Annotated in this window: 19 protein-coding genes and 2 pseudogenes; 4 read left to right on the top strand and 17 right to left on the bottom strand. The window is 63.4% G+C overall.

The window, feature by feature from the left end:
- Positions 1–215, top strand: a pseudogene (locus B9A12_RS01210) (hypothetical protein); the annotation flags it as partial.
- A gap of 55 nt (positions 216–270) precedes the next feature.
- Here B9A12_RS01210 and B9A12_RS01205 read toward each other — a convergent pair.
- The 7 genes and pseudogenes from B9A12_RS01205 to B9A12_RS01175 all read right to left on the bottom strand — a co-directional run bounded on the left by B9A12_RS01205 (position 271) and on the right by B9A12_RS01175 (position 7,062).
- A complete protein-coding gene (locus tag B9A12_RS01205) occupies positions 271–1,161 on the bottom strand; it encodes a 3-hydroxyacyl-CoA dehydrogenase family protein (protein ID WP_084055717.1) in 891 nt (296 codons plus the stop codon).
- A gap of 31 nt (positions 1,162–1,192) precedes the next feature.
- The gene (locus B9A12_RS01200) at positions 1,193–2,347 is read right to left on the bottom strand and encodes an acyl-CoA dehydrogenase family protein (RefSeq protein WP_084055716.1); all 1,155 of its coding nucleotides are present in this window, start codon (positions 2,345–2,347) and stop codon (positions 1,193–1,195) included.
- Positions 2,348–2,439: 92 nt separating this feature from the next.
- Positions 2,440–3,232, bottom strand: a pseudogene (locus tag B9A12_RS17845) (enoyl-CoA hydratase-related protein).
- A gap of 184 nt (positions 3,233–3,416) precedes the next feature.
- Positions 3,417–4,046, bottom strand: coding sequence for a TetR/AcrR family transcriptional regulator (locus B9A12_RS01190; RefSeq protein ID WP_084055715.1), 630 nt, complete (start codon positions 4,044–4,046; stop codon positions 3,417–3,419).
- A 160-nt stretch (positions 4,047–4,206) separates the two neighbouring features.
- The gene (locus tag B9A12_RS01185; RefSeq protein ID WP_084055714.1) at positions 4,207–5,262 is read right to left on the bottom strand and encodes a hypothetical protein; all 1,056 of its coding nucleotides are present in this window, start codon (positions 5,260–5,262) and stop codon (positions 4,207–4,209) included.
- A 148-nt stretch (positions 5,263–5,410) separates the two neighbouring features.
- On the bottom strand, positions 5,411–6,511 hold the full coding sequence (locus B9A12_RS01180) for an alginate export family protein (RefSeq protein ID WP_139796427.1): 1,101 nt from the start codon (positions 6,509–6,511) through the stop codon (positions 5,411–5,413).
- Positions 6,400–7,062: a hypothetical protein gene (locus B9A12_RS01175; RefSeq protein WP_084055712.1), complete on the bottom strand. Its 663-nt coding sequence runs from the start codon at positions 7,060–7,062 to the stop codon at positions 6,400–6,402. Before B9A12_RS01175 ends, B9A12_RS01180 begins: the two co-directional genes overlap by 112 nt.
- Before the next feature lie 656 nt (positions 7,063–7,718).
- On the opposite strand from B9A12_RS01175, the gene manA reads away from it, so the two are divergent.
- On the top strand, positions 7,719–8,966 hold the full coding sequence (gene manA, locus B9A12_RS01170; RefSeq protein WP_084055711.1) for a mannose-6-phosphate isomerase, class I: 1,248 nt from the start codon (positions 7,719–7,721) through the stop codon (positions 8,964–8,966).
- 480 nt (positions 8,967–9,446) lie between these two features.
- On the opposite strand, the gene B9A12_RS01165 is transcribed toward manA, so the two are convergent.
- From B9A12_RS01165 to B9A12_RS01130, 8 genes are all read right to left on the bottom strand, one after another.
- Positions 9,447–10,043, bottom strand: coding sequence for a TetR/AcrR family transcriptional regulator (locus tag B9A12_RS01165; protein ID WP_084055710.1), 597 nt, complete (start codon positions 10,041–10,043; stop codon positions 9,447–9,449).
- 59 nt (positions 10,044–10,102) lie between these two features.
- Complete coding sequence (locus B9A12_RS01160) at positions 10,103–11,254, bottom strand: acyl-CoA dehydrogenase family protein (protein WP_084055709.1); 1,152 nt, start codon at positions 11,252–11,254, stop codon at positions 10,103–10,105.
- 125 nt (positions 11,255–11,379) lie between these two features.
- Positions 11,380–12,513, bottom strand: coding sequence for an acyl-CoA dehydrogenase family protein (locus B9A12_RS01155; protein ID WP_084055708.1), 1,134 nt, complete (start codon positions 12,511–12,513; stop codon positions 11,380–11,382).
- Positions 12,514–12,596: 83 nt separating this feature from the next.
- The gene (locus tag B9A12_RS01150) at positions 12,597–13,436 is read right to left on the bottom strand and encodes a MaoC/PaaZ C-terminal domain-containing protein (RefSeq protein ID WP_084055707.1); all 840 of its coding nucleotides are present in this window, start codon (positions 13,434–13,436) and stop codon (positions 12,597–12,599) included.
- Between the two features lie 71 nt (positions 13,437–13,507).
- Positions 13,508–14,332, bottom strand: coding sequence for an SDR family NAD(P)-dependent oxidoreductase (locus B9A12_RS01145; RefSeq protein WP_084055706.1), 825 nt, complete (start codon positions 14,330–14,332; stop codon positions 13,508–13,510).
- A gap of 147 nt (positions 14,333–14,479) precedes the next feature.
- Positions 14,480–16,138, bottom strand: coding sequence for an AMP-binding protein (locus B9A12_RS01140; RefSeq protein WP_084055705.1), 1,659 nt, complete (start codon positions 16,136–16,138; stop codon positions 14,480–14,482).
- A 28-nt stretch (positions 16,139–16,166) separates the two neighbouring features.
- Positions 16,167–17,363 (bottom strand): acetyl-CoA acetyltransferase, encoded by a 1,197-nt coding sequence (locus B9A12_RS01135; protein ID WP_084055704.1) that lies wholly within the window; start codon positions 17,361–17,363, stop codon positions 16,167–16,169.
- Positions 17,364–17,376: 13 nt separating this feature from the next.
- Entirely contained in the window at positions 17,377–18,834 is a 1,458-nt protein-coding gene (locus tag B9A12_RS01130; protein WP_084055703.1) for a hydroxymethylglutaryl-CoA synthase family protein, read from the bottom strand.
- Between the two features lie 330 nt (positions 18,835–19,164).
- Between B9A12_RS01130 and B9A12_RS01125 the strand changes: the two genes are divergently transcribed.
- Both B9A12_RS01125 and B9A12_RS01120 read left to right on the top strand, forming a co-directional pair.
- Entirely contained in the window at positions 19,165–20,313 is a 1,149-nt protein-coding gene (locus B9A12_RS01125) for an SPFH domain-containing protein (RefSeq protein WP_084055702.1), read from the top strand.
- On the top strand, positions 20,300–21,553 hold the full coding sequence (locus B9A12_RS01120; RefSeq protein ID WP_139796426.1) for a TFIIB-type zinc ribbon-containing protein: 1,254 nt from the start codon (positions 20,300–20,302) through the stop codon (positions 21,551–21,553). Before B9A12_RS01125 ends, B9A12_RS01120 begins: the two co-directional genes overlap by 14 nt.
- Before the next feature lie 97 nt (positions 21,554–21,650).
- On the opposite strand, the gene B9A12_RS01115 is transcribed toward B9A12_RS01120, so the two are convergent.
- Both B9A12_RS01115 and B9A12_RS01110 read right to left on the bottom strand, forming a co-directional pair.
- Positions 21,651–23,303, bottom strand: coding sequence for an acyl-CoA synthetase (locus tag B9A12_RS01115; protein WP_084055700.1), 1,653 nt, complete (start codon positions 23,301–23,303; stop codon positions 21,651–21,653).
- Between the two features lie 320 nt (positions 23,304–23,623).
- Positions 23,624–24,403 carry an enoyl-CoA hydratase/isomerase family protein gene (locus tag B9A12_RS01110; protein WP_084055699.1) on the bottom strand — a complete coding sequence of 260 codons (780 nt, stop codon included), beginning with the start codon at positions 24,401–24,403 and terminating at the stop codon, positions 23,624–23,626.
- Between the last annotated feature and the right edge of the window lie 23 nt (positions 24,404–24,426).

The raw sequence follows: 24,426 nt of genomic DNA, 5'->3' as shown, positions 1-24,426 counted from the left end.
AGGCCATGGATGAGCGCTTCCAGGCCATGGAAAAGCGCTTTGAAACCATGGATAAACGCTTCGAAGCCCTCCAGAGGGAGATGGGCACACGGTTCGAGGCCATGGATGAGCGCTTCCAGGCCATGGAAAAGCGCTTCCTCACGCTCCAATGGACCATGGGAATCGGTTTTTCCTTCCTCACCGTCCTCATGGGCATCCTCAAATTCTGGCCTTGACGAGCGCCGACTTCCTCCCTTTCTGCGTCTCCAGCCTTTGGCGCTTTCGGCCTTTTCACACGTCCGCCGGTCCGATCCGGTTTCCCTGGTCGTCGTAAACGTACCAGCCCCGACCGGTCTTTCGGCCCAGGTGACCCAGCTGGACCTTGCGGCGCAGGATGGCCGGCGGGTACCAGCGCGGGTCTTTCGTTTCCTCGAAGACGGCCAGCAGGGCGCCGTGGGTCACATCCAGGCCCACCATGTCGCCGGTTTCGAAGATCCCCATCTTGCGGCCCGCCGCCAAGCGCAGCCCTTTGTCCACGTCCTCCACCGTGGCCACCCCCGCTTCCACCAGCCACATGGCCTCCAGGGTGGCCGGGAAGTTGATCCGGTTGATGAGAAACCCCGGCACGTCCTTTCGCACCAGAATGGGCTCCTTGCCCAGGCTCAAAACGAAATCGCGCCCGGCCAGGAAGGTCTGGTCGTCGGTGGTCATGGCCCGGACCACCTCCACCGCCGGCATCATGGGCACGGGACTAAAAAAGTGAAGGCCCAGCACCTTGGGTCTGCGCCCGGAGGAAACGGCCGCGGCCAGTTGCGTGACGGGAATGGCGCTGGTGTTGGTGGCCAGAAGGCTATGGGCGGGAAGGACCGCGTCGAGCCGCTGGAAGACCTCCCGTTTCACCTCCAGGTTCTCGAAGACCGCCTCGATGGCCATGTCCGCCTCCGAGGCGGCGTCCACGGTGAGCGTGGGTCGGATCCGGTCCAGCACCGCCTCTTTGGATTCCTGCACCGCCCCCTTTTCCACCAGTTTTCCCACGGACCAGCTGATGTTGTTCAGGGCCCGGTCCAGGGCTTCCTGGTTCACGTCGCACAAGTCCACCCGGCAGCCGGCCTGGGCGGCCACCTGGGCGATCCCGCTTCCCATGAGGCCCGCCCCCATGACGAAAACCTTTTTCACTTCCATGGCTTCTCCTTTCTCAAACCCATTGAAGGGACTACTTGAGAAGTTCGCGCGCGATCACGAGCCGCTGGATCTCGCTGGTTCCTTCGTAGATGCGCGTAAGCCGCACGTCCCGGTAGAATCGTTCGATGGGATAGTCCTTCATGTACCCCATGCCGCCGTGGATCTGCACCGCCATGTCCGCCACCCGGTTGACCATCTCGGTGCAGAAGAGCTTCACCATGGCGGCTTCCTTCACCACGGCCGTGCCGCGCTGGTCCCGGAGCCATGCGGCATGATGGACCATCTGCCGGGCCGCGTAGATCTGGGTGGCCATGTCGGCCAGCATGAACTGGATGGCCTGGAATTGGGCGATGGGCCTTCCGAACTGGACCCGCTGTCCGGCGTAGTCGAGGGAAAGTTCCAGGAGCTTCTGGGCGGTCCCCACGGCCGAAGCCCCCATGGTGAGCCGCCCCCGGTCCAGGACCTTCATGGCGGTCTTGAAACCCTGACCGATCATGGCCTCTCCACCGATCACGTTTTCCCGGGGAACGATACAGTCTTCAAAGACCAGTTCCGCCGTGTGGTTGCCGCGCAGGCCCATCTTCCGTTCGATGGTGCCCACGGAATAGCCCGGGAAGGTCCGTTCCACGATGAAGGCCGTGATGCCGCCCCGAGCCCGCTTTTCCGGGTCGGTCACGGCGAAGACCGTGGCCACATCGGCGATGTCCCCGTTGGTGATGAAGTGCTTCTTGCCATTGAGGACCCAGTGGTCGCCTCGGAGCTCCGCCCGGGTGCGGATGGCGGCCGCATCGGAACCGGCTTCCGGCTCGGTGAGGGCGAAGCAGGCGGTCCATTCCCCCGAGGCCAGTCGGGGCAGGTATTTTTGCCTCTGCTCCTCGGTGCCGTCGATCACGATTCCCTGGGAACCGATGCCGTTGTTGGTGCCGATGCGGCTTCGAAAGCAGGCGTTGGTCTTGGAAAGTTCCTCATAGACCAGGCATTCGCTCAGAACTCCCAGGCCCAGACCGCCGTAGGATGCGGGGATGGCCAGGCCGAAGAGGCCCAGGTCTCGCATCTTTTGGACGGTTGCTTCCGGGATGCGGTCTTCGTCTTCCACCTGGCGGCTGATGGGTTCCAGGTCCCGTTGCACGAAGCGGCGGATGGTTTCCTGCATCATGCGAAGGTTTTCGGGGATGGTGAAATCCATGGGTCCACGTCCTTTCATTTCTGGGAAGGTGCCCGAGGCCGGTTGTTATACGACCAACCAGACGGTAGAATCACAGGGCTCAAAAAAAGGCCTCATCGGCCTTTCCACACGGGCCTTCGCTTCTCGGCAAAGGCCCGGGCCCCCTCCATGTAGTCTTCCGATTGGCGAAGAGCCCGCATGCCCGGAAAGACCGTTCCAAGGGCCTCGTCAAGAGGCAGATCCAGGCCCTGGACGGCCGCCTCCTTGGTGGCCCGCAGCGCCACGGGCGAACAGGCCAGCATCTCTTGCGCCCACCGACGGGCCGCGTCCAGCAGCTTTTCCGGTGCGGTCACCTCGTTCACGAGCCCCACGGCCAGGGCTTCCTGGGCCGAAAGGCGCCGCCCCGTGAGGAGAAGGCCCATGGCCGTGTGGTAGGGAATCCGGCGCGGAAGACGCACGGCCCCCTCCGGCCGCGGCCATGGCCCCCACGCGCGGTTCGGGAAGCCCGAACTGGGCCGTTTCCGCGGCCACGATCACATCGCAGGCCAGGCCCAGCTCGAAGCCCCCGCCCAGGGCCAGGCCGTTCACCGCCGCGATGAGGGGCTTGAAGCAATCGGTCCTGCGGGTGATCCCCCCGAAGCCGCCCCGCAGAGCGTCCATCTCACGCCGCAGGGCCTCGGCCCCGTGTTGCGCCTGCCACTTCAGATCGTTTCCGGCTGAAAAGGCCTTGGAACCAGCGCCCGTGAGGATGGCCACCCACAGATCCGGATCGTCCTGGAACCGGTCGAAGACCTCATCCAATTCCCGGCAGGCGGGAGGATGCAAGGCGTTCATGGCTTCCGGACGGTTGACGGTCACCGTGAGCAGGTGTTCCCCTTGGACCACGTCCAGGTATCGGTAGGTCATGGTTCACCTCCTGAGGGTTTTCTCCATGGCGGATGGAACGGAAAAAGTGTTGGTGCCCATCCAGGGCGCCGGGAGCGATTCCTCAAAAGGTCCGAAAAAGTACATGGGAAAGGTGGTGCTGCAGCAGCAGTTTCAAGGCTCGGCGGCTTCAAGCCATCAAAAGATTGGGCAGCCTCCGGCCGACTCAGCCCTTGGGCAGGTCCCTCGGGACCCGGACGCCGTTCAAGAAGAGCTCTTCCCAGACGGAGGCAATCTCTTCCGGGCTCTTTTCCCCTTGGGGATCCACCCAGCGGATGGTCCAGTTGACCATGCCCAAGAAGGCGAAGCCCACCAGCTTTTCGTCCAGGTTCCGGAAGGCGCCCTTTTCCATGCCTTCTCGCAGAATGGCGCGCAGCAGGGCCTCGTAGCGGTCCCGGAGCGCCACCACCTCCTTCCAGTGATCCCCCGCGTTGACGGGGGTGAGTTCCCGGAGCGAGACGGTGAAAAGATCCAGGTTGCGGCAGATGAGGGTCACGTGGCTTTTCAGGAGCTCCCGGAGCTTCTGGTCGGGCGGAAGGGGGGCCCGGGCGATCCGTTCCCCTTCGGCCAGGAGCATCTCCATGGACGCCCGAGCGATGGCCATGAGCAGGTCCTGCTTGGTGCGGATGTAGTAGTAGATGGAGGCCTTCTGGATGCCCAGGGCGTCGGCGATGTCCTGCATGGACGTGGCGCGGTAGCCCTTTTGTTGAAAGAGGCGGGCGGCCACGCGATAGAGTTGGCGCTGCGTGCTGTTGTCCGCCGGATTCCGGGATGGGGAAAAGCGGTGGGGTTTCATCTTCTTACCTACCGTTCGGTTGACTTACGGGCCCTTTTTACCCCCTGTCGGCCGGCATGTCAAGGGCTTTGGGGACCAAGCGGAAACACCCCCGCTTGGCCCCTGTGTTCCGGGAAGTTTTGAGCTTTCGGTTCTCGGGCGTCGATTCACGACTCCCCATTCACGGCTTGGCCCTGACGGGGATGAGATAGTCGCTCATCTGGGGCGGATCTCCCGAAACCAGCGTGGCGATGGCCAGGTCATCACCGAAGAGGCGTTCCACGCGGAGCCGTCCCTTGGGCGGGCCGGGTATCCAGGCGGCGGGAACCCCCGTGGGAGCCTTCACCAGCTTGCCTTCGCTCACCACGTCCAGCAGATCCCCCACCAGCAGACCCGATCGGTTACCGGCGCTCACGAACCACTGTCCCGACTGGCCGCTGAAGACGTGGGTCACCCAGGGCATGGTGCTCTTCTTGTCCAGGGCCTGTTCGTAGCTTCGACGCACCATGAGTTCCAGGAAGGTGGCCACATCGGCGTCGCTTTTGACCGGCATCTCCATCTGCACCAGCGGGTAGCGGTATCCGATGCCGGCGTCCACCAGGCCGAACCGGGCCGAGGCCGTGCCGGGAAGGGACGCGGGGACGCTGACCGATTCCACCAGGCAGATGAAGCGCGTTCCCGGATAGATGGCGGCGATGCGGGTGATGCAGGCCAGATCCCGCTTCTGGAGGCAGTCGGTGCCGGAAAGGACCTGTTCCAGGTCCCGATGGTGGACGAAGAGCACATCGTAGGTGACCGCCAGGCGGTCCGCCTGGGCCAACAGCCGGTCCGCCAGGTGGGCGGGCACCTTTTGCGGATCCACCAGGAATCCCACCTTGATCCGCAGCGCCTCGGCGGGAAGGGCCGGACGCCGCCCTTGAAAGACGGCCTTTTCCAGCCGTGCCAGCCGTTTTTCCTTTTCCTTCAGTTGGGCCTTGAGTTCTTCGGTGGATTCCTCCTGGGCCTGGGACAGCACACTGCCCAGCACCATGGGCTTCAGGTCCCGACGCTCCCGAAAGTAGTCCCCGGAAAGGAGAAAGGGGTGGTCGATCAAGATCTCACGGACCTCGGCCGCCGAGTACTCCTGGCCCGGCTTCTTCTCCTCGCTCACGATGTCCGGACCCGAACCGCATCCCGGAAGGCCCAGGTAGGAAACGACCAGCAACAGGGTAAGGAACAGTGTGACGGAGCGCTTCATGGGTTGGACTCCCTTTGCCGTTGGGGGTTCAAAAAAATGGGGCATAGCGGCCTCGCGGCGCTCACTATACCCCATTTCCCTGCCCCACTGAAACATCAAAGAACGGGGCACGGCCCCGATGGGCCGTGCCGACGATCCAGCGTTGCGGTTAGAATTTCCAGATGAGCTCGGCGGCCAGGCGCGACGCCGTGTCGTCGCTCTTCTTGCCGCTGATGGCTTCCGTCACGTCCTCGATCACCTCACCCGGGAAGAAGAAGGACGCCTCGCCCTTGATGAACATGTTCTTGTGCAGGGCCACGGTCAGCTCGTTGTCCCACTCCGTTCCCACAAAGCCGGACTCCACCTTGGTGAAGATGGCCGGATTCACAAAGTTTTGCACCAAGATATCCTCGTTCCACCAGAAGTTGTTCACGTTGGTGCGGTAGATGATGAACCGCTTGGGCGTGATGGTCACCCCCAGGCTCAGCATGGTGAGACCCGGGTTGTCGCCACGACCGTTTCCTTTCCCCGCAAAATTCTGCAATCCACCGGTAAAAACCGGGGTGCCGTTGCCGTAGAGTTCCGGAAGATAGCCGTAGAGCACCGTCCCCAAAACCAGGTTGGTGTCGGCGATGATGGTATTCTCGCCACCCCAGTAGCTGGAGAAACGCTCGCCATTTTCGATGCCGTTGTAGCCATTCAGCTCATCGTCGTTGGGATCATCGTCACCGGAAGTATACATCACACCCACATGCGGCTTCACGCTGAAGCCGACCCAGTCTTTCAGGTCCACAGCCAGGTCGGCGGCCAGGGCATAAGCGGAAATGTCGTAGTCTTCAGCCTTTCCCAACGCGCTCAAGCCCGTGTTGTCCGCGCTGCCGAACTGGTAGACACCTTCCAGGAAGAGTTCAAAGGCACCGAATTTCCCCGTGTAGTAACCGCCCAGATGGTGGCTGTCGATGTCGGCCTGTTTCCCGGTTCCAATGCCCGGTCCCTTCAGCGCATAGAGAAGATCCCCGGTGGGGACACTGCGGATGCGATCGAAGCCATAGAAGAACTTCACCTTGTGGTTGTCGTTGATCTTGTACTGCACCCAACCGGCGAACAGGTCGCGGTCGCTGTCCGCATCGGAGAAGTCGGCATTCGTAATAGCCTGACTCAGCCCGCTTTGGAAGTTCGTGTCCGCCAGCTTGAAATAGCCGATGCTATAGGTGAAGGCGCCTGCCGCACCATCCAGCCAAAAACCGGGGTTGTCATCGGCATAGACCATGGAAGCGCCATCGTAGTGATCAAAGCCCAAATGTCCCAACCGGCATGCAGGCGGGTGTTGAACGGCAGGGCCACGCTCACGTTCAGGCGCTCCATGCCGAAGTTGCTGTTGTCGCTGTTGCCGCCGCGGTTGTCCACCGTGTTCGTGTCGATGGGCCGGTCGAATTCCAGCGCCGCATAGAAGGACCACTTGCGGTCCTGAGGCAGGGCATTGAAGTAGATCTTGTCCTCGTTTCGAATGTAGCCGCCGGTGACCGTTCCCGCCTCATTGGCATGGGACTTGAAAAGGTAGCTGGGCAACCCTCCGCCCAAAAACCCCGAAACTTTGTCTCCCATCCCGAAGTCCCAGTTGGATTCGGAGGTGGGGATGAAGCGCACCAGGGCGCCGAAGCTCATCATGATGTCCTTCTTGGTGGCCACGCTCACACTACCCGGCCCCACGATCACTTCTTCGGTGATGTCCTTGGCCGGCTGAGCCGCCACCCAGGAGGCTCCGCCGAAGGCCACAACACACACGCACGCCAAAATTAACAGCAAGCCCCTTTTCGTCATCTCTTTCCTCTCCCTTCTTCGTTGGACATGAAAGAATAGAGATTGCCTCTCGTACCCTGCCGGCGCTTCCCTCGTCTTCTCGCACCTCCTTTCCGCGCCGAAAATTGAGCAAAAAAAACGCTTATCGCCCCAAAAGAGAAAAGATGAAACTCCCATGTTGCGGGTCTCGGTGTGGGCCAAAGATCTGTGCCTGTCCAAATCGGGAATCGAGTGTGATTCTTCCGGGAGGCCCCGAAAGCATGCCGGCGCGCCGGAACTCCTGCCCCTGGAGCCGAACGGACGCATGTTCACTTTAGTGGAGCTTCCACAACGCGTCAAGAATTAAAGTGAAAAAAAGGGCATGGGGCGCCACAATTTTCCTTCCTTTAATGGCCATGCACAAAAGGGTTTTCCTTGGGAGGGGACACGGGACCGTGTTTTTGCTATTCTCTTCACACAACCGCGGCCCAGGCCTTGGGAGTGGTGACGATCCCATGGGGGCGGGCGAAGGCTCCTTTTCGTTTTCAGGATGTTTCGAAGGCGTAAGGGATAGAGTTCCGCGGTGAGGTCTTTCCTCACCCACAGGCCCAGAAGCCATTTTAGCACAGCCTCCCAGAATCCTTGCAAGTGACGTTGAAAGCGGTCAAGGCCGGCCGCATCCCAACGGAGGTGTCATCATGGAAACCAGGCACGATGTGCTGGAAGCGCGCCCCTACCGGCTTCACAATCCCATCCAGCCCTACGCCTGGGGGGAGCGGGGTCCCCGGGCCTTCATCCCCCGCCTGCTGGGAGAAGACGCCCCGCCGGACGCCCCCGCGGCGGAGCTCTGGGTGGGGGCCCATCCGTCGGCACCGTCCCGACTGGATCTGGACGGCCGTTGGATCCCCTTGAACCAGGCCATTGCCCGCTGGCCGCGCGCCCTTCTGGGATCGAGCGTACAACGGGCCTTCGGAGACCACCTGCCCTTTCTTTTCAAGATCCTTTCCGCAGCCGAACCCCTTTCCATCCAGGCCCATCCCAACAAGGCCCAAGCCCAGGTGCTCCACGCCCGGGACCCCGAACACTACCCGGACGCCCATCACAAGCCGGAGATCGCCATCGCCTTGGAGTCCCTGCAGGCCCTGGCGGGGTTCAAGCCGCTTGGCCAATGGAAGGAAACACTTCGCGTTCATCCCCAATTGCAGGCCCTGGTGGGGGACTTGGATGGAACCGAGCCGCCCCTTCCGGAAGACGAGGCGATCCGGCGGGCCTTCACCCGACTGCTCCAAACGGCCCGCCAACGGCCGGACCTTCTGTCGCGCACCACGGACGCGCTGGCTCAAAGGTTTTCCACGCGGCCGAACCGGGATGAATTCCAGGATCTCTACCTCTTCCTCTATGAAAAGTACGGCAAGACGGACGTGGGGCTCCTGGTCCTCTTTTTCCTGAACCAGGTGGAACTCAAGGCCGGCCAGGCCATCTACCTGGACGCGGGCCTTCCCCACGCGTACCTCAAAGGAAACATCGCCGAATGTATGGCCAATTCGGACAACGTGGTGCGCCTGGGCCTCACGACCAAGTTCAAGGACGTGGACGCGCTCCTGGAGATCCTTCGCTTCCAGCCCGGAGCTCCGCCCATCTTCACCCCGGATCCGGCCTCTCCCCGCACGGTCTATGGGGTCCCCTGTCCGGATTTTGAAATCCATCGACTGCGTCTTGGAAAAGGCTGCCAGGAAGTGCTTTCCCGGCCCGGAGGTCCGGAGGTGCTCTTCGTGGTGCAAGGCGTCGGCGAAATCTTCTGGGATGCACTCGGCAAGACGGGCCGCCTGGACTACCGGCGCGGCCAAGGGTTTTTCGTACCCGCCGTCCTTCCGGCCTACCGGCTGCGGGCGGACGCGGCCACCGATGTGTTCCTGGTGCGGGTGCCCCTGGACCATGCAGCGTAAATGGGGTCATGGGGACGGAGACAAACTAGAGAGACCGGGACGCGCTGGCGATTCGATCCGCAGACGGCTCGGTTTTGGACCACCGGCCCGGTGCGGCTCGCCGCCCCGCGGGGAAAAAGACATCTCCCTTCCCCGGGCCTTTGCCGGGAGACCCGACTTGACGGCGATTGGGATCACGGCCAAGACGGCTCCTGGGAGTCCACCCCACAACGGCCTTTCGTTGGTTTGGAAATTTCCAACCCATTGCAATTGCACCGTGCCATGTGGCTCTTTTTGATCTCTTCAGACGACCTGACATCGACTGAAAATTTGTAGTGAAGAACAAAAATCCATAGTTTAAGGATAACAGCCAGTTACACAAAAAAGTGACAACCTTGGGCTACGACTGAAAGGCCAAGCCGGCTGCACGGCCCCCGGCGGATAGCCCCAACACTCCGTCCGCCCAAGCAGAGAGCAACCTGGGCATTCTCGGGCAAGTGGCTAGGCCTTGGGCAAGAGGCCGTGGAGGAAGAGGTCGGCGATCTGTTCGGCCACGTCTTCCAGCGTCAGGGGCCCGCCGGGCTTATACCAGAAGTAGAGCCAGTGGAGCGAACTGATGAGGGAGAAGGTGAGCACGGTGGGATGCACGGAGCGGATGGTGCCGTCTCCCATGAGTGTTGCCAGGTAGGTGCGGAGCTGGTGCACGTTTTCCTTTTCCTTGTCCAGGATGACCCGCTTCTTGTCTTCCGGCAGGTATTCCATGTCGTGGAAGAGGATCTTGTTGAAGTTTTCGTTCTTCATGTAGGTGCGCAGGTATTCGATGAGGATGTCGGTGAGCTGCTCCTTGAGCGGCTTTTGGGAGCCCACGTTGCGGGCGATGGCCCGGCGCATGTTGCCCACCAGCTCATCGGCCGCCTGGAGGCAGAGGCGAAAGAGGATCTCTTCCTTGTTCCGGAAGTGGTGGTAGAGGGCCGCCTTACTGATGCCCACCCGGGCGGAGATCTCCCGGGTGCTGGCGTTTTCGTATCCCTTTTCGTAAAAGAGCTGCTGGGCGGCCTGGAGGATTTCCGCGGCCGTGTCTTTCTTGTCTTCTTTCATGGCTTCCTTGCTGCGCCCCTGGAGCGGCGGAGCCCAGGCCCCGCCGCGGTCCGTCGGTCCTATCCCTTTTGGTATTCCTTGAGCACGATCTTGGCGATGGTGAGCTTTTCCGCTTCCTTGGTGCCTTCGTAGATCTCCAGGATCTTGGCGTCCCGGTAGAAGCGTTGCACGTCGTATTCGTCGATATAGCCGTAGCCGCCGTGGAGCTGCAGGGCCTTGTCGGCCACCCACACGGCCGTCTCACCGGCGTAGTACTTGGCCATGGCGCTCAGCTTGGGATCGATCCGGCCCTGGTCCACCTGCCAGGCGGCCTTGTAGGTGAGCTGTCGGGCCAGCTCGATGCGCGTGGCCATTTCCGCCAGCTGGAACTGCACGCCCTGGAAATGGGCCAGGGGCTGACCGAAGACTTCCCGCTCCTGGACGTATTGGGCCGCCTTGTCCAGGGCGCCTTGGGCCAGACCCACACCCTGGCCAGCCACCATGGTCCGGGTGGTGTTGAAAAAGTCCATGAGCTGGTAGAAGCCGTTGCCTTCCTTTCCCACGATGTTTTCCACCGGCACCCGCACGTCCTCGAAGCTGATCTCCGCCGTGTCGCTGGCCCGGATGCCCATCTTGCCCTGGATCTTGTTGCGGGTGATGCCCGGCGAATGGGCGTCCACGATGAGCAGGCTGAAGCGCTTGTGGCGCGGCGCGTCCGCATGGGTGATGCAAAAGACCACGAAGTAGTCGCAGATGCTGCCGTTGGTGATGAACATCTTCTGGCCGTTCAGGACGAAGTGGTCGCCGTCGCGAACCGCCCGGGTGCGGATGCCCGCCACGTCCGTTCCCGCGTTGGGTTCCGTGTAGGCGCCGGCGAAGATGATCTCGCCGGAGGCGATCCGGGGAAGGTATTCCTTCTTCTGCTCTTCCGTGCCGTAGAGATAGATGTTTTCCGCTCCGAAGCAGGACGCCATGATGAGCCCGATGCCCATGTCCACCCGGCTGAACTGCTCGGTGATGATGGTATTGGCCAGGAATCCCGCTCCAGCTCCCCCGTATTCCTCCGGGATCCACGCGCCGATGAATCCGTATTCGCACGCCTTCTTCCACACCTCCCGGGGATACTTCTCCTCCCGATCGCATTCCTGGGAAACGGGGGTGAATTCCCGCACGGCGAACTTGTAGGCCTCCTCCTTCAGGATCTTCAGTTCCTCTGGAAATTCGAAATTCATGGGTCCCTCCTATAAGTAGTGTGGGTCGCCCGGACGTATGGACCAGGCGGTTTGTGGTTGGTTAAGTTGTCCGGGCCACGGCGTCGGGGACCAGGTCGTCATGGTCCGTGCGCTCCTTGGTGGTTTCATAAAAGCCCCAGCCGCTTGGCCACGATGAGCTTCATCACTTCCGTGGTGCCCGCGAAGATGGGAATGACCCGAACATCCCGGTAGAACCGGCTGATGGGATATTCTTCCATGTAGCCGTAGCCGCCGTGCAGCTGCACGCACTGGTAGGCCACCCGGTTGGCCATCTCCGCAATCCACGCCTTGGCCATGGACACGTCCGTGACCAGGTCCTTCCCCTCCAGGTGATCCCCGATGAGTCGATCCAGGAACGCGCGCCCCAGCTTCACCTCCGTGGCCATGTCCACGATCTTGAAGGCGTTGTGCTGGAAGGCGGCGATGGGACGGCCGAAGGCGGTGCGTCCCCGCGCGTAGTGGATCGTCATCTCCAGCATGGCCTCGGCCATGGCCTGGGCCATGACGGCCGCCATGAGCCGTTCCTGCTGCAGATGGTCCATCAGGTGGTAAAAGCCGCCATGGAGCCGTCCCAGCAGGTTTTCCGCCGGCACGCGGCACTCATCGAAGATGAGTTCGGCGGTGTCCTGGGCGTGCAGGCCCATCTTTTTCAAGTTGCGCCCGCGGGCAAATCCCGGCGCGTCCCGTTCCACGCAGATGAGGCTCAGGCCCTTGGCGCCCGAATCGGGCGCCCCGGTGCGGCACGCCACAATCACCAGATCCGCCAGGATGCCGTTGGAGATGAAGGTCTTCTGGCCGTTGATGACCCAAAAATCCCCGTCCCTTTCGGCTCGGGTGCGGATGGCGGCCAGGTCGGAACCCGTGTTGGGCTCCGTCATGGCCACGGCCAGGATCATCTCACCCGACGCGCACCGGGGAAGCCAGCGCATCTTTTGCTCCTCCGTTCCCAGCGCGTACAGGTACGGGGCCACGATGTCGCTGTGAAGCGGCGCCATGAGACTCACCGCCCCGGCCTTGGCCAACTCCTCGGCGATGATGACCGAATAGAGAAAATCGGCGCCGCTTCCACCGTATTCCTCGGGAAGCCACGGGCAGAGGAACCCCGCTTCCCCCATGGTGCGCCACACCTGGCGGGGAACGATCCCCTCCGCCTCCCACCGTTCCATGTGCGGCGTCACCTCACGGTCCAAAAACCGACGGAAGGCCTCCCGAAAGATCTGGTGTTCTTCCCGAAACATGATTCAGCCCCCTCGGCGTCGGAGTCTTTATGCCTTGCCGGACGCCCGTTCGTCAACGAAGGAATCCCCGGCACGCTCTCCGGTCAGCCTTCCACCTCGGCCACGGCGTGGGACAGCACCACGGCCCGTTTAGTTTCGGCTTGCACGGCGTAGCGGCCGTCTTCCAGCTTCCAGCCCCGGGTGGTGATCCTCTCTCCGGGAAAGACCACGTCGGCGAAACGCACCTGGAAGGCCTTGAGCCGGTGCACCTCCCCGCCGCAGGCCCCTTCCAGGATCGCTCGGGTGGCGAAGCCGAAGGTGCACAGCCCGTGCAGGATGGGCTTGGGAAAGCCCGCCGCCTTGGCCGTTTCCGGGTCGATGTGCAGCGGGTTCACGTCCCCGGAAAGGCGGTAGAGGGCCGCCTGTTCTTCGATGGTCCGCTGGGAGATCTCAAAATCGGGGGCCCTGTCCCGGGGCACCGGAACGCTTTCCGCCTTGGGCCCCGGATCGCCTCCCCAGCCGCCCAGTCCGCGGCAAAAGAGGCTCGCGCGGGTGTCGAAAAGGGCCGTTCCCGCCTCGTCGGTGGTGCGGGTCTCCAGAACCACCAGGGCCGCCTTTTTCTTGTCGTAGATTCCGGCCACCCGCACGGTGGTCTTCAACACACCCTGGGCCGGAATGGGCCCGTGGAGACGAATGGCTTCTTCTCCGTGCAGCACGGTGCGAAGATCGATCTTGAGCTCTTTCAGCACATGGAAGAAGGGCTGGAAGGCGGGAATCACCGCGTAGGACGGGCAGACCTGGAGTCCCCCCGGAGCCCCTTCCCAAACCAAGTGCAGATCGCTGGCCCGGGCGCCGATCCCCAGGTGATAGAGGATCACATCGCGCCACGTGACCCGGTGGTCCATGGGCCCCAGAGTGAGCCCCACCCGGCTGGCATCGATCATGGCCTTTCTCCTTTCTTCATGGCGGGGACGCCGAGACGCCCCACGAGTCACGCCCCACTCCCCTATCCCTCTCACCAGCCGCCGGTGACCTTGATCACCTGGCCGGAGACATAGTCGGAAAGGGGCGATGCCAGAAAGAGCATGACCCGAGCGGCTTCTTCGGGCGTTCCGGGCCTTCCCAGGGGGATCATCATGCGGAAGGCTTCCAGCTGGTTTTTGGGAACACCGATGGCGATCTTTGTTCCGTCCTTTTCCAGCACGGTGTCTTCCCCCTTGGGCTGGGTGAGCCGGGTCTGGATCCAGCCGTAGGCCACGGCGTTCACGTTCACATTCAGGCGCCCCCATTCTTTGGCCAGCGTTTTGGTGAAGCCAAGGATGCCGGACTTGGCCGTGGAGTAGTTGGCCTGGCCGGGATTGCCGTCCGTTCCGGCCACGGAACTGACGTTGATGATCTTTCGCATCACTACGCGCCCTTCTTGCGCTTCCTTCTTGGCGTTTTCGCGCATGTAGGGGGCCGCGGCCCGCACGATCCGAAACGGGGCCGTGCAGTGGACCTTCAACATGGCTTCCCACTGCTCGTCGGTCATCTTGTGCACCACGCCGTCCCAGGTGTAGCCGGCGTTGTTGACGATCACGTGGATGTCCGGCCCGAAGGCGTCCACGGCCGTCCGGACGAACGTTTCCGCAAAGCCGTCCGCCGTCACGTCTCCGGCCACGGCCACGGCTTGGCCGCCCGCGGCCTTGATGGCCTCCACCACCTCCTGGACCGGCTCCGGATCCAGGTCGCTCAGAACCATGCGACCACCTTCCGCCGCGAAGAGAAGGGCCGCCGCCCGGCCGATGCCCCGGCCGGCTCCCGTGATGAGACAGACTTTTCCTTCCAGCATCTTTTCCATGTGGTGCCCTCCTGGATTGGGTTCAAAGGGAAAAAGGGATAAGGTCCAAGGGCCTGGAATCATTCCTTCCTTGTGGCGCCGCGGGGCTACCGCCCCGCAAAAACTGCTCCCCAAAGCCTTCCCCGGTCGGCCAAGGCCGCAGGGCTCTCACGCCAGGTCCAACCGCTTCCGGATGTGGCGGCGCAGTTCCTTTTTGAGGATCTTGCCCACGGGGTTTCGCGGAATGGTCTCCACCACCTCCAACCGTTCCGGCAGCTTGTAGGTGGCCACTCCCTGTTCCTTCATGTAAGCCACGATCCCTTCCAAGGTGACCGTCTCCCCGGGCTTGGGCACCACGTAGACGCAGGTGCGCTCGCCCAGGTTTTCGTCGGGCATGCCCACGGCCGCCACGTCCTGCACCGCCGGGTGGCCCAGCAGCACGTTTTCCACTTCCTGAGCACTGATGTTGTAGCCGCCCCGGATGATGATGTCCTTGGCCCGGTCAAAAAACTTCAGGTAGCGATCGCCCACGATCTGGAAAAGGTCTCCCGTGCGGAAGTAGCCCTGGGCATCGAAGCTGGTTTCGTTCAGGTCCGGCCGTCTGAAATAGCCTGGAATCACGTTGGGACCGCGGTAGAGCAGTTCGCCCACGGCGCCTTCTTGGGTGAGCTCCTGCCCGTCGGGGCCCACCACCTTGGTCTGGATGAACCGGGCCATGGGCGTGGCCCACTGCACCCCAGGCGCCCCATAGCGGGGCAGGTGGTTCACCCGGACCTCCATGTCGGGCACGTCGGTGACGCCGGAGATGATGGCCGTGCCCTCGTTTTGGCCCCAGATGTTGCCGATGTCCACGTTCCAGCGCTTCTTGAATTCCTGCATGGCCCAAAGCGACGGGGGCGCCGAGCCCACCGTGATGACCCGAATGGAACTGAGATCCACCCCCTGGGCCGCCGGATGTTTCAAGATGAGATTCACCACGGCCGGGACCAGAAGGGTGTACTGGATCCTTTCCTCCACCATCTGCTTGAGGAGCAGCATGGGATCGAAGGGATGGTGCAAGACGACCGTGCCCCCGAAGTGGATCCAGGGAACCAGCACCGTTCCCACGGACGCCATGTTCACCAGAGGCCCGGCGGTGAGCATCACGTCGCCCGGGCGCATCCCGCTGGCCGGCAGGATGGCCGCCTGGCAGCGCCAGTTGTTGTGACTCAGGGGGCATCCCTTGGGCTGGGCTTCTGTTCCCGAGGTCCAACAGATAGTGAAGATGTCGTTGGGATCCACGGGAACCCTGTCCAGGTCCGGGTCGGGCGTCTCGTCCATCATGCGCCGCACGTCCCCGTAGGTGTAGAGCTTGGCCAGGCCCGGCACGTCCCTTTGCACCTCCCGGGCCATGGCCAGGTATCCGAACCCGTGGAAGTCCTCCACGGTGATGAGAGCCTTGGCCCCGGTGAGTTCGGCCACGTAGCGCACTTCCTTGGCGCGCCACTGCATGGGCATGGGGGAGATGATGCCGCCTGCCCGGGCGATGGCCAGATAGAGGGCCGCCAGCTCCCAGCAGTTGGGAAGCTGCACCAGGACGATATCGTCCTTTCCGATCCCCTCGGCACGCAGGGCCGTGGCGGCTCCGTCCACCGCCCGCTCGAACCGGGCGTAGCGCACCCGCTCCGGGTCCGTCCCCAGCAGCGCCTCCTTGTTGAACGGATCCACCATGGCGACGGCCTCGGGCATCTTCCGGGCATGCGCCTTGAAATCGTCGATGAGCGTGCGGTCCTGCCAGCAGCCCTTTTCCGTGTATTCCTGGATGCGTTCCGGTGAAGCCAGGATCATGGCGCCCTCCTTTGAATGGCGGGGAAGGTTACAGACCGAAAATGCCCACGCTGCACACACTGAAAGACGGGATGCCCCCCAGGTTGTGGGTGAGCCCCAGCCGCGGGTCGGGGATCTGGCGGGGGCCCGCCCGGTGGAGCAGCTGGTTGTACACCTCGTAGATCATCCGGATCCCGGACGCTCCGATGGGATGCCCGAAGCACTTGAGCCCTCCGTCCGACTGGCAGGGGATCTTTCCTTCCAGATCGAAAAAGCCCTCGTTGATGTCCCGAATGGCCCGTCCCCGCTCGGAGATCTGCAGGTCCTCGTAGGTGACCAGTTCCGTGATGGAAAAGCAGTCGTGCACCTCCAGCACGCTCAGTTCCTCCCGGGGCTTGGCGATCCCCGCCTCGGCGTAGGCCCGCTTGGCCGCTTCCGTGGTGGTCTTCAGGTAGGTGCCGTCCCAGCGGGTGGTGAGCATCTCTTCGCCGGAGGTGGCCGCGATCTGGAGGGATTTGACCAGCACGGGGTTCTTTTGAAAAGCCCGGGCCACATCGGGGGTGGTCACGATGGCCGCCGCCGCCCCGTCGCTCACCCCGCAGCAGTCGAAAAGCCCCAGGGGCCAGGCGATGATGGGCGCCTTGAGCACCTGTTCCGGGCTGATCTCCTTTCGCAGATGGGCCTTGGGGTTCAGGGCCCCGCACCGGTGGCTCTTGGTGGAAATTTTCGCCAAGGCCATCTTGCCCTCTTCCGGGGAGATGCCGTATTTGGCGAAATAGCGCGTGGCCATGAGGGCGAAGCCCCCCGGAGCGGTGAAATTGGGGAGGATGAAGCGGTTGAGTGTCCCCATGGCGGTGTCGAAACCGGGAAGGCCGCCGTAGCCCGTGTCCTTGAGCTTTTCCACGCCCAGGGCCAGAGCGATGCGGCAGGCCCCGGACGCCACCGCGTAGCACGCCCCCCGGAAGGCCTCCGTTCCCGTGGCACAGAAGTTCTCCACGCGGGTGACGGGAATGTTGGGAAGCTTCAGGGCCTGGGCCATGGGGATGGCGCTCTTTCCGATGTTCACCTCGTCGAAGCAGGTGCCCAGCCAGGCCGCCTCGATCTCATGTTTTTCGATCCCCGCGTCCTGGAGCGCTTCCTGGAAGGCTTCCACCATGAGGTCCTCGGCGCCGTCGTTCCAGCGTTCGCCGAACCGGGTACAGCCCATGCCCAGGATCGCCACCTTGTCCTTGATACCCGTTGCCATGGTCGTCGCCTCCTTATCGCTGCGGTGTTTCGATGGGAACGGCCTTCCAGAAGTAGGTGTGCACGCCGCGATGGGCATCGTGGTACTTGCGGCGGAGATGAAGCTCCACCGGCTGGTCCACCTGAATCGCCTCCAGGGAGCAATCGGTGAAGTCCAGCATCATGCGCCCGCCTTCGTCGAAGTCCACGATCCCATAGATCTGGGGAGGATCCAGGGAGAAGGCCAGGTTGTCTCCCGTGTAGCTGAAGATCCGGGCCGACCGGTGGGAAAAGAGGTAGGGCTCCGTCTCGTCCACGGCCTGGCATTCGGGAACGGCGCAGATGCGCTGGGGAGGAAACTGGGGCGTGCCGCACCGGCTGCAGCGGGTGCCCTGAAGGCCCAGGACGGCCCGGCGGTTCCGCCACAGGACGGAAAGGGGGGGTTCCGCCTGGAATTCGCCTCGGATGCCCGTTTCCACGGGGGTCAGCTCCCGGAAGGCCAGCGCCTTCTCGTAGGGAACCAGCGGGGCCCTGCGGGCCAGGAGGGCGTCGAAGGTCTTGGCGGGTTGGAAGGAGACCACGGCGTCGGTGGCCTGGAAGTGGAGCACGTCCACGCCGTTTCCGAATCCCACCACCAGCAGGTGGTCCCCCGGCGAGGCGGATTCCAGGGCGCGGCAGAGCATGAGAAGCGGATGGGCCGCTCCCGTATCGCCCAGTTGGGCGGCCAGGGGATCGGCCACCTTTTCCGGGGGCAGGCCCAGGCGCTTTCCCATGGCGGCGTGTTCACGGACATAGGGGCACGGATAGATCACGGCGGCCACCTCTTCCGGCGAAAGGCCCGCCTTTTCCATATAGGCGCCCACCGCCCGGGGAATGAGAGAAAGGTAGCCTTCGTCCCGGACCCAGCGTTCCTCCCAGCTTCGGGGAAGCGGCTTTTCCGTTTCCCGAAGATGGTCGGGAAAGTCCGCCGTGAGCGTGAAGGATCCCACGAAGGCCGCCAGCACCTCTTCGTCTCCCACGGCCAGGGCGGCTCCCCCATCACCGTAAAGGAGCTCATCGGCGCTTCCCATCTTGGCCCGGTGCACGTCGGCCGCCGCCACCCAGGCCCGCCGCACCGCCCCGGACGCCACCTGGTTCAGGGCGGCCAGAAGCGCCGACGTGCCCGCCCGGGTGGATCCCGTCACATCCAGGGCGGCGGCGCCTTCCGGAAGGTTCAGGGCTTCTCGGACGATCACGGCGTTTTGTCTCCGGGCGTAGGGGAAGGTGGTGGAGGCCACGTGCAGGGCCCCGCAAAGGGGATCGGGGCCGTTGTGGGCGTTTCGCACGGCGGCCACCGCCAGGGTGATGGAATCTTCGTCCACGTTGGCCACGGCCTTTTCTCCACCGGCCAGGGCCCAGACGGTGGGGTTCAGCCAGCCCATGGCCTGGGCCGCCGTTTTTCGTTCCAGGCGGTACCGGGGTACGTAGGCGCCGTAGGCAGTCAATCCAACCATGGCAAACCTCCTTGGATGGGAATGGGGGGACGGTCATCTAACCGAGCGCTCGTTCAGTTTGGTGGCAGACTCCATCCCCCTTGTCAAGAAAAAGATGGGGGAACGGCAAGGGGGCGCGCTAAAACCCCAGACCGGACACGCCGCCTCAGCCCCATTCTTGGGACCACGCGACAACTCCGACCAGGCAACCCCCCTCTGTGGAAGCAGACAAGGGTGGGGCCGCCCTTTCCGCATCCGGAACGGGAAAGACCATTCTTTTTCTTCAAGAGATCGGACGGACGTGCCGTTAAGAGGAGCGTATCCTCACAACCTCCATGAAAGGATGGTTCCATGGGCACCCACAACCTGGTCTTCCTGGAAGTCATCGAATGGTTCGATCCCACCGGCCGAGAGATGCTCCATCGCATCCCCCAAGAAGGTTCCGGCGAGATCAAGTTCGGCGCGCAGCTCACTGTGCGCGAAAGCCAGGCCGCCGTGCTCTTCTACCAGGGAAAGGCGGTGCACGGGTTCGGCCCCGGCCGGCACACCCTGAAAACGGCCAACATCCCCATCCTCACCAAAATCCTGAGCCTTCCCTGGGGCTTTGCCAGCCCTCTGCGGGCCGAAGTCTACTTCATCAACAGCAAGGTCTTCAGCAACCTCAAGTGGGGCACCCGGGATCCGGTGGCCTTCAAGGACCGGGAACTGGGGCTCATCCGGCTGCGCGCCCACGGGATCTACAATGTGCGCATCGTGCAGCCCCTGCTCTTCATCAACCGCATGGTGGGCACCGTGGGCCGGTTTTCCACCCAAGACGTGGAAGACTACCTGAGTCGCGTGATCGTCTCCCGCCTCAATGACTTCATGGGGGAAGAGCTGGACACCCTCCTGGACCTTCCCGGCCGCTACGACGAGTGGGCGGAGCGCCTCCGGGCCCGCCTGGAAAAGGATCTGGCCCATTTCGGCATGGCACTCACGCACCTCTACATCAATGCCATCACGCCGCCGCCCGAGGTCCAAAAAGCCATGGACGACCGGAGCAAGCTGGGGCTCTTCGACGACCTGAACCGGCTCATGAAACTCAAAGCGGCCACAGCCTTGGAAAAGGCGGCGGAAAACCCGGGAACGGCCGGCGAGGGTGCCGGGCTGGGCCTGGCCTTCATGATGCCGGGGCTGCTGGGCCGCGCTTTGGCTCCAGACGGCCCGGAACCGGCGCCCGGGACCCCGGGTGCCGCCTCGGACGGGGCCACTGCTCCCGTCTGCCCCGACTGCGGGCACCATGTGCCGGCCGAGGCGCGCTTTTGCCCCTTTTGCGGCCACCACCTGGTGGTCTTCGACCAGTGTCCCTACTGCGGCAAAAACGTACCGCCCAACGCCCGGTTCTGTCCCCGCTGCGGCAACGCGGTGGCCGAAAAACCCCAGGAAAAGAAGTGCGGCAACTGCGGGGCCGTGAACCTGCCCCAGGCCGCCTTCTGCGACCAGTGCGGTGAACGGCTCTAACTTCCACATCCACCAATCGTGCCCCCAGTGCGGGGGCACCGTGGTCCTGGAGGAGACGGACCGGATCCTCCAGTGTCCCTTCTGCCGGGTGCGCCTCTTCGTGGATCAGCGGCCCCACTTTTCCCACGTGCTGGCGCCCCACCCCGACCACGCCCGCAAGGACCTGCTCTTCGTCCCCTACTGGCGATTCCGCGGCCTGGTCTTCGCCTTGGACGGGAACCGGGTGGCGCACCGGGTTCTGGACACCAACGCTCGTGCCGTCGAGGGACTGGCCGGCATGCCCTCTTCCCTGGGCCTGCGGCCCCAGGCGCTTTCGCTTCGCTTCGCCGGGCCGGAAATCCCCGGCCGGTTTCTGGCCCCGTCCCTTTCCCGCAAAGACTTCCTGAAAAGATTGGGAAACGGCCTGCGAGGACGGCTTTCCAACCTATCCGGGAGGCTCTTTTTCCAGGCCTTCATCGGCGAGGCCTTGAGCCTGATCTACAGCCCTGTCTTCCGGGAAGACGAAGCGCTGGTGGATGCCATTACGGGCCGAAACCTTTCCGCTGAAAAAATCCCGCAGGCCGGCACGCAGCCATCGTCCGGCACCGCTCCGCCCGACCCACCGGCCTTTCGCCCCACCCTCTGCCCCCACTGCGGCGACGACCTGGAGGGGGAACGGGACACCTTGGTCCTTTTTTGCCCCAACTGTCATTCCTCCTGGGAGATGGGCCCGTCGGGATTCCACCCCGTGGACACCTCCTTTGCCCCGCTCCATTCCCAGGGCACCGCCTGGCTCCCCTTCTGGGCCCTGGACATCCGCTGCCAGGGCCTGCCCCTGGAGACCGCAGACGACTTGGCGCGCCTGGCAAACATTTCCCGAAACATGTCTCCGGAAGCCGCGTCCCGTCCCTTCCGGTTCCTCATCCCGGCCTTCAAGGTGTCGCCCAAGCACCTGCTCTTGCTGGCCCGGTTCGCCACCCTGGCCCAGCCCCATTTCCCTCCTCGGGGCCGACCGCCCCGCGCCCCCCTTTACCCGGTGACCCTTCCGGCCGTGGAGGCCTTCCAATTCACGCCCATCCTGCTGGGGGCCGTGGCGGCCGGCAAAGAGGACATTTTCCCAAAAATCCGCGACACCCGGTTCGCATTCCGGGATAAAAGCTTGATATATTTTCCTTTCAGACGCCTGGGATCCGAGTGGATCCAGGACGATCTGGGCTGCGCGATTCCCGCCAACGCCCTGCGCTGGGGAAGGCGGCTGTGAGTCGGGGCGGTGGGCGAAACGGTCCCTCCTGATTCGGCGTCGGTGATCCGTTTTGGGCTCCCAGGGAAGGGCGACGGGCGCCACCGCCCGGAACGGATCAGCGGAAGAGATCCTGGTAGTGCTTTCGAAGGTCGCGCTTGAGGATCTTTCCCGTGGGGGTCTTGGGCAGGGCTTCCACCACCACCACGGCCTTGGGCACCTTGAAGCCGGCCAGTTCCCGCTTGCACAGCGCCAGGATCTCCTCTTCCGTCACGTTCTCTCCCGCCTTGGGCACCACCACGGCCGTTACCGCCTCCACCCACTTGGGATGGGGAACCCCGATCACCGCCACCTCGGACACCCTCGGGTCGGTGTAGATGACCTCTTCCACCTCCCGCGTGGAGACGTTTTCGCCGCCCGTCTTCACCATGTCCTTTTTGCGATCCACCACCGTGATGTAACGGTCTTGGTCCAGCACGCCCACATCCCCGGAATGGAACCAGCCGCCGGCCATGGCCTCTTCCGTCTTTTCCGGATCCTTGAAGTACATGAGCATCACGTGGGGGCCGCGGCCGCAGATTTCTCCGGGAACCCCCGGGGTGGTCACGGGCCGGCACAGGTCATCCAGGAGCGAGGTTTCCATGTTGAGGCCGCCCATGCCGGCGGATCCCGGCTTGGTGAGCTGGTCGGCGGGCTTGAGGATCGTGTGGTACGGAGAAAGCTCCGTCTGCCCATAGTAGTTGTAGAGTCTCTGGCAGGACGGCAGCCGCCGCTGGATCTCCTTGAGGATCTCCACGGGCATGATGGACGCCCCGTAGTAGCCCTTCTGAACCGAGGAAAGGTCCCGCTTTTCGAAGTCCGAATGGCGCAGCAGGCCGATCCAGACCGTGGGCGGGGCGAAGAAGACCGTGGCCCGGTGCCTTTCGATCTGCTCCAGGATGGTGGGCACGTCGGCCGTGGCAAGGAGCACGTTGGTGGCCCCCAGCCACAGGAAGGGCGTGAGAAAGACATCGCGCTGGGCGCAGTGGAAGATGGGCAGCGCGTTCAGGTTCACGTCCTCCGAAGAATAGTCGCCGTCCACGATGGCGCCCATGTACTGGGCCATGAGGGACTGGTTGGTGAGCACCACGCCCTTGGGAAGGGATTCGGTGCCGCTGGTGTAGGTCATCTGCACCGGGTCCTCGATGTGAAGCTCCACGTCCGGCTCTTGCGCGGGCTGGGCGTCCGCCCAGGCGTCGAAATCGAGCCAGCCCTGGGGAGCGGCCTTCCCCGCCCCCTGCTGGGACCAGATGCGGTGTGCCACGGTGGGCATCTGATCCAGCACCCCGTCCACCAGTTCCGCCAAGGCGTCTTCCACGATGAAGAACCGCGCCTCCGAATGGTTGATGCAGTAGGCGATGTCCTTTCCCCGCAGCAGGTAGTTGATGGCCAGGTAGACCCCGCCGGCCTTGGCCGTGCCCAGCCAGGTGAGCACATGGTGGATGGTGTTGTGGGCCAGGATGGCCACCCGGTCGAAACGCTGCAGGCCCAGCGAGAGCAGGCCTTGGGCCACCCGGTTGGCGGCTTCTTCCAACTGGGCGTAGGTGAGCACCGTGTCCCCGAAGACCAGGGCGGGCTTGTCCGGATACCGATAGGCGCTCCGCCGCACGATGTCCGCAATGACCCAGCGGGTGATGTGGTTGTAGCGCGACCGCAAAAAGTGGATGCTTTCGCGGTCGAAACGGTGGTAGTGGACCTGATCCTCTCTTTTCAGGGGCTTTCCGGACACCATGACCACACTCCTCCTTTCGAGCTGGGGGAAAGATGAAAGGCCCAAGGGACAAGAAAAAAGACATGCTCCTGGCTTCGACCTTAAAAGGTTGTCTGACAAAGGCCTCTCAGTCTTTTGGGCCTTCCTGACAAATGCAATTCAACTGTGCCATGTGATGCTTTTTGAGTTTTGAGATAGGGGCGGGTTTGGAACCCGCCCCTACTGCGGCACGGCCAGGCCGGCAGCACAAGCTTGATTGAAAGTCCCAACCTTACGCCCACACAAGAAGAAAGGAACCTGGGCGTCCTCGGACAAGCTCCTTGTTGCTGGCTCTTGACCCCTCACACAAACTTGGGCGGCCGCTTTTCCACAAACGCCCGGAGCCCCTCGCGGCCGTCGTCATGACGGGCGCAGGCCGCCAGGGCCCGCCGCTCCCTTTCCGCCTGGGTCTCGAAGTCGTTTTGAAAGGCCTGGTTGAAAAGCTCCTTGCAGCGGGCGAAAGAATGGAGCGAACGTTCCGCCAGGTGGTTGAGCATGGTGAAGGCCTCGTCCCGGGCCGTTCCGTCGTCGACCAGCCGGTTGGCCAGGCCCCATTCCAGGGCCTTTTCCGCCGGGATGCGTTCGTCGAAGGCGGCGATTTCCAGGGCGCGGGCCAGGCCCACCAGGCGCGGCAGGGTGAAGGTGCCGCCCCCGTCCATGCACAACCCGTTGGAGGTGTAGGCTTGCAGGAAGAAGGCCGACCTTTCCATGATCCGAAAATCGCAGGCCAGGGCCAGGGTGAAGCCCGCTCCCGCCGCCGCCCCCTGGACGGCCGCCACCACGGGCTTCGGCATGTGGCGAAGTTCCACGGCCACCCGATTGAGCTGGCCCGCCAGGGTGTGGAAGGACACCCCCGGATCGTCGGCGAAGTCCAGGGTCCACTTGAGGTCCCCCCCGGCGCAGAAGGCCTTGCCCCGGCCCGTGAGGCACACCCCGCGCACGGACGCATCCGCCGCAGCCGCCGTGAGGGCATCGGCCAGTTCGGTCATGATCTGGAGGTTCAAGGCGTTCAGGTTCTTGGGCCGGTTCAGGGCCACTTCCCGCACCTTGCCGTGATCGATGATCTCCACCAGTTCAGGCATGCTTCAACACCCTCCCTTTTTTA

Source organism: Desulfacinum hydrothermale DSM 13146 (assembly GCF_900176285.1).
Classification (GTDB): domain Bacteria; phylum Desulfobacterota; class Syntrophobacteria; order Syntrophobacterales; family DSM-9756; genus Desulfacinum; species Desulfacinum hydrothermale.
The sequence above is the reverse complement of the archived record's forward strand: the minus strand, read 5'-3'. Positions and strand labels throughout refer to the sequence as shown.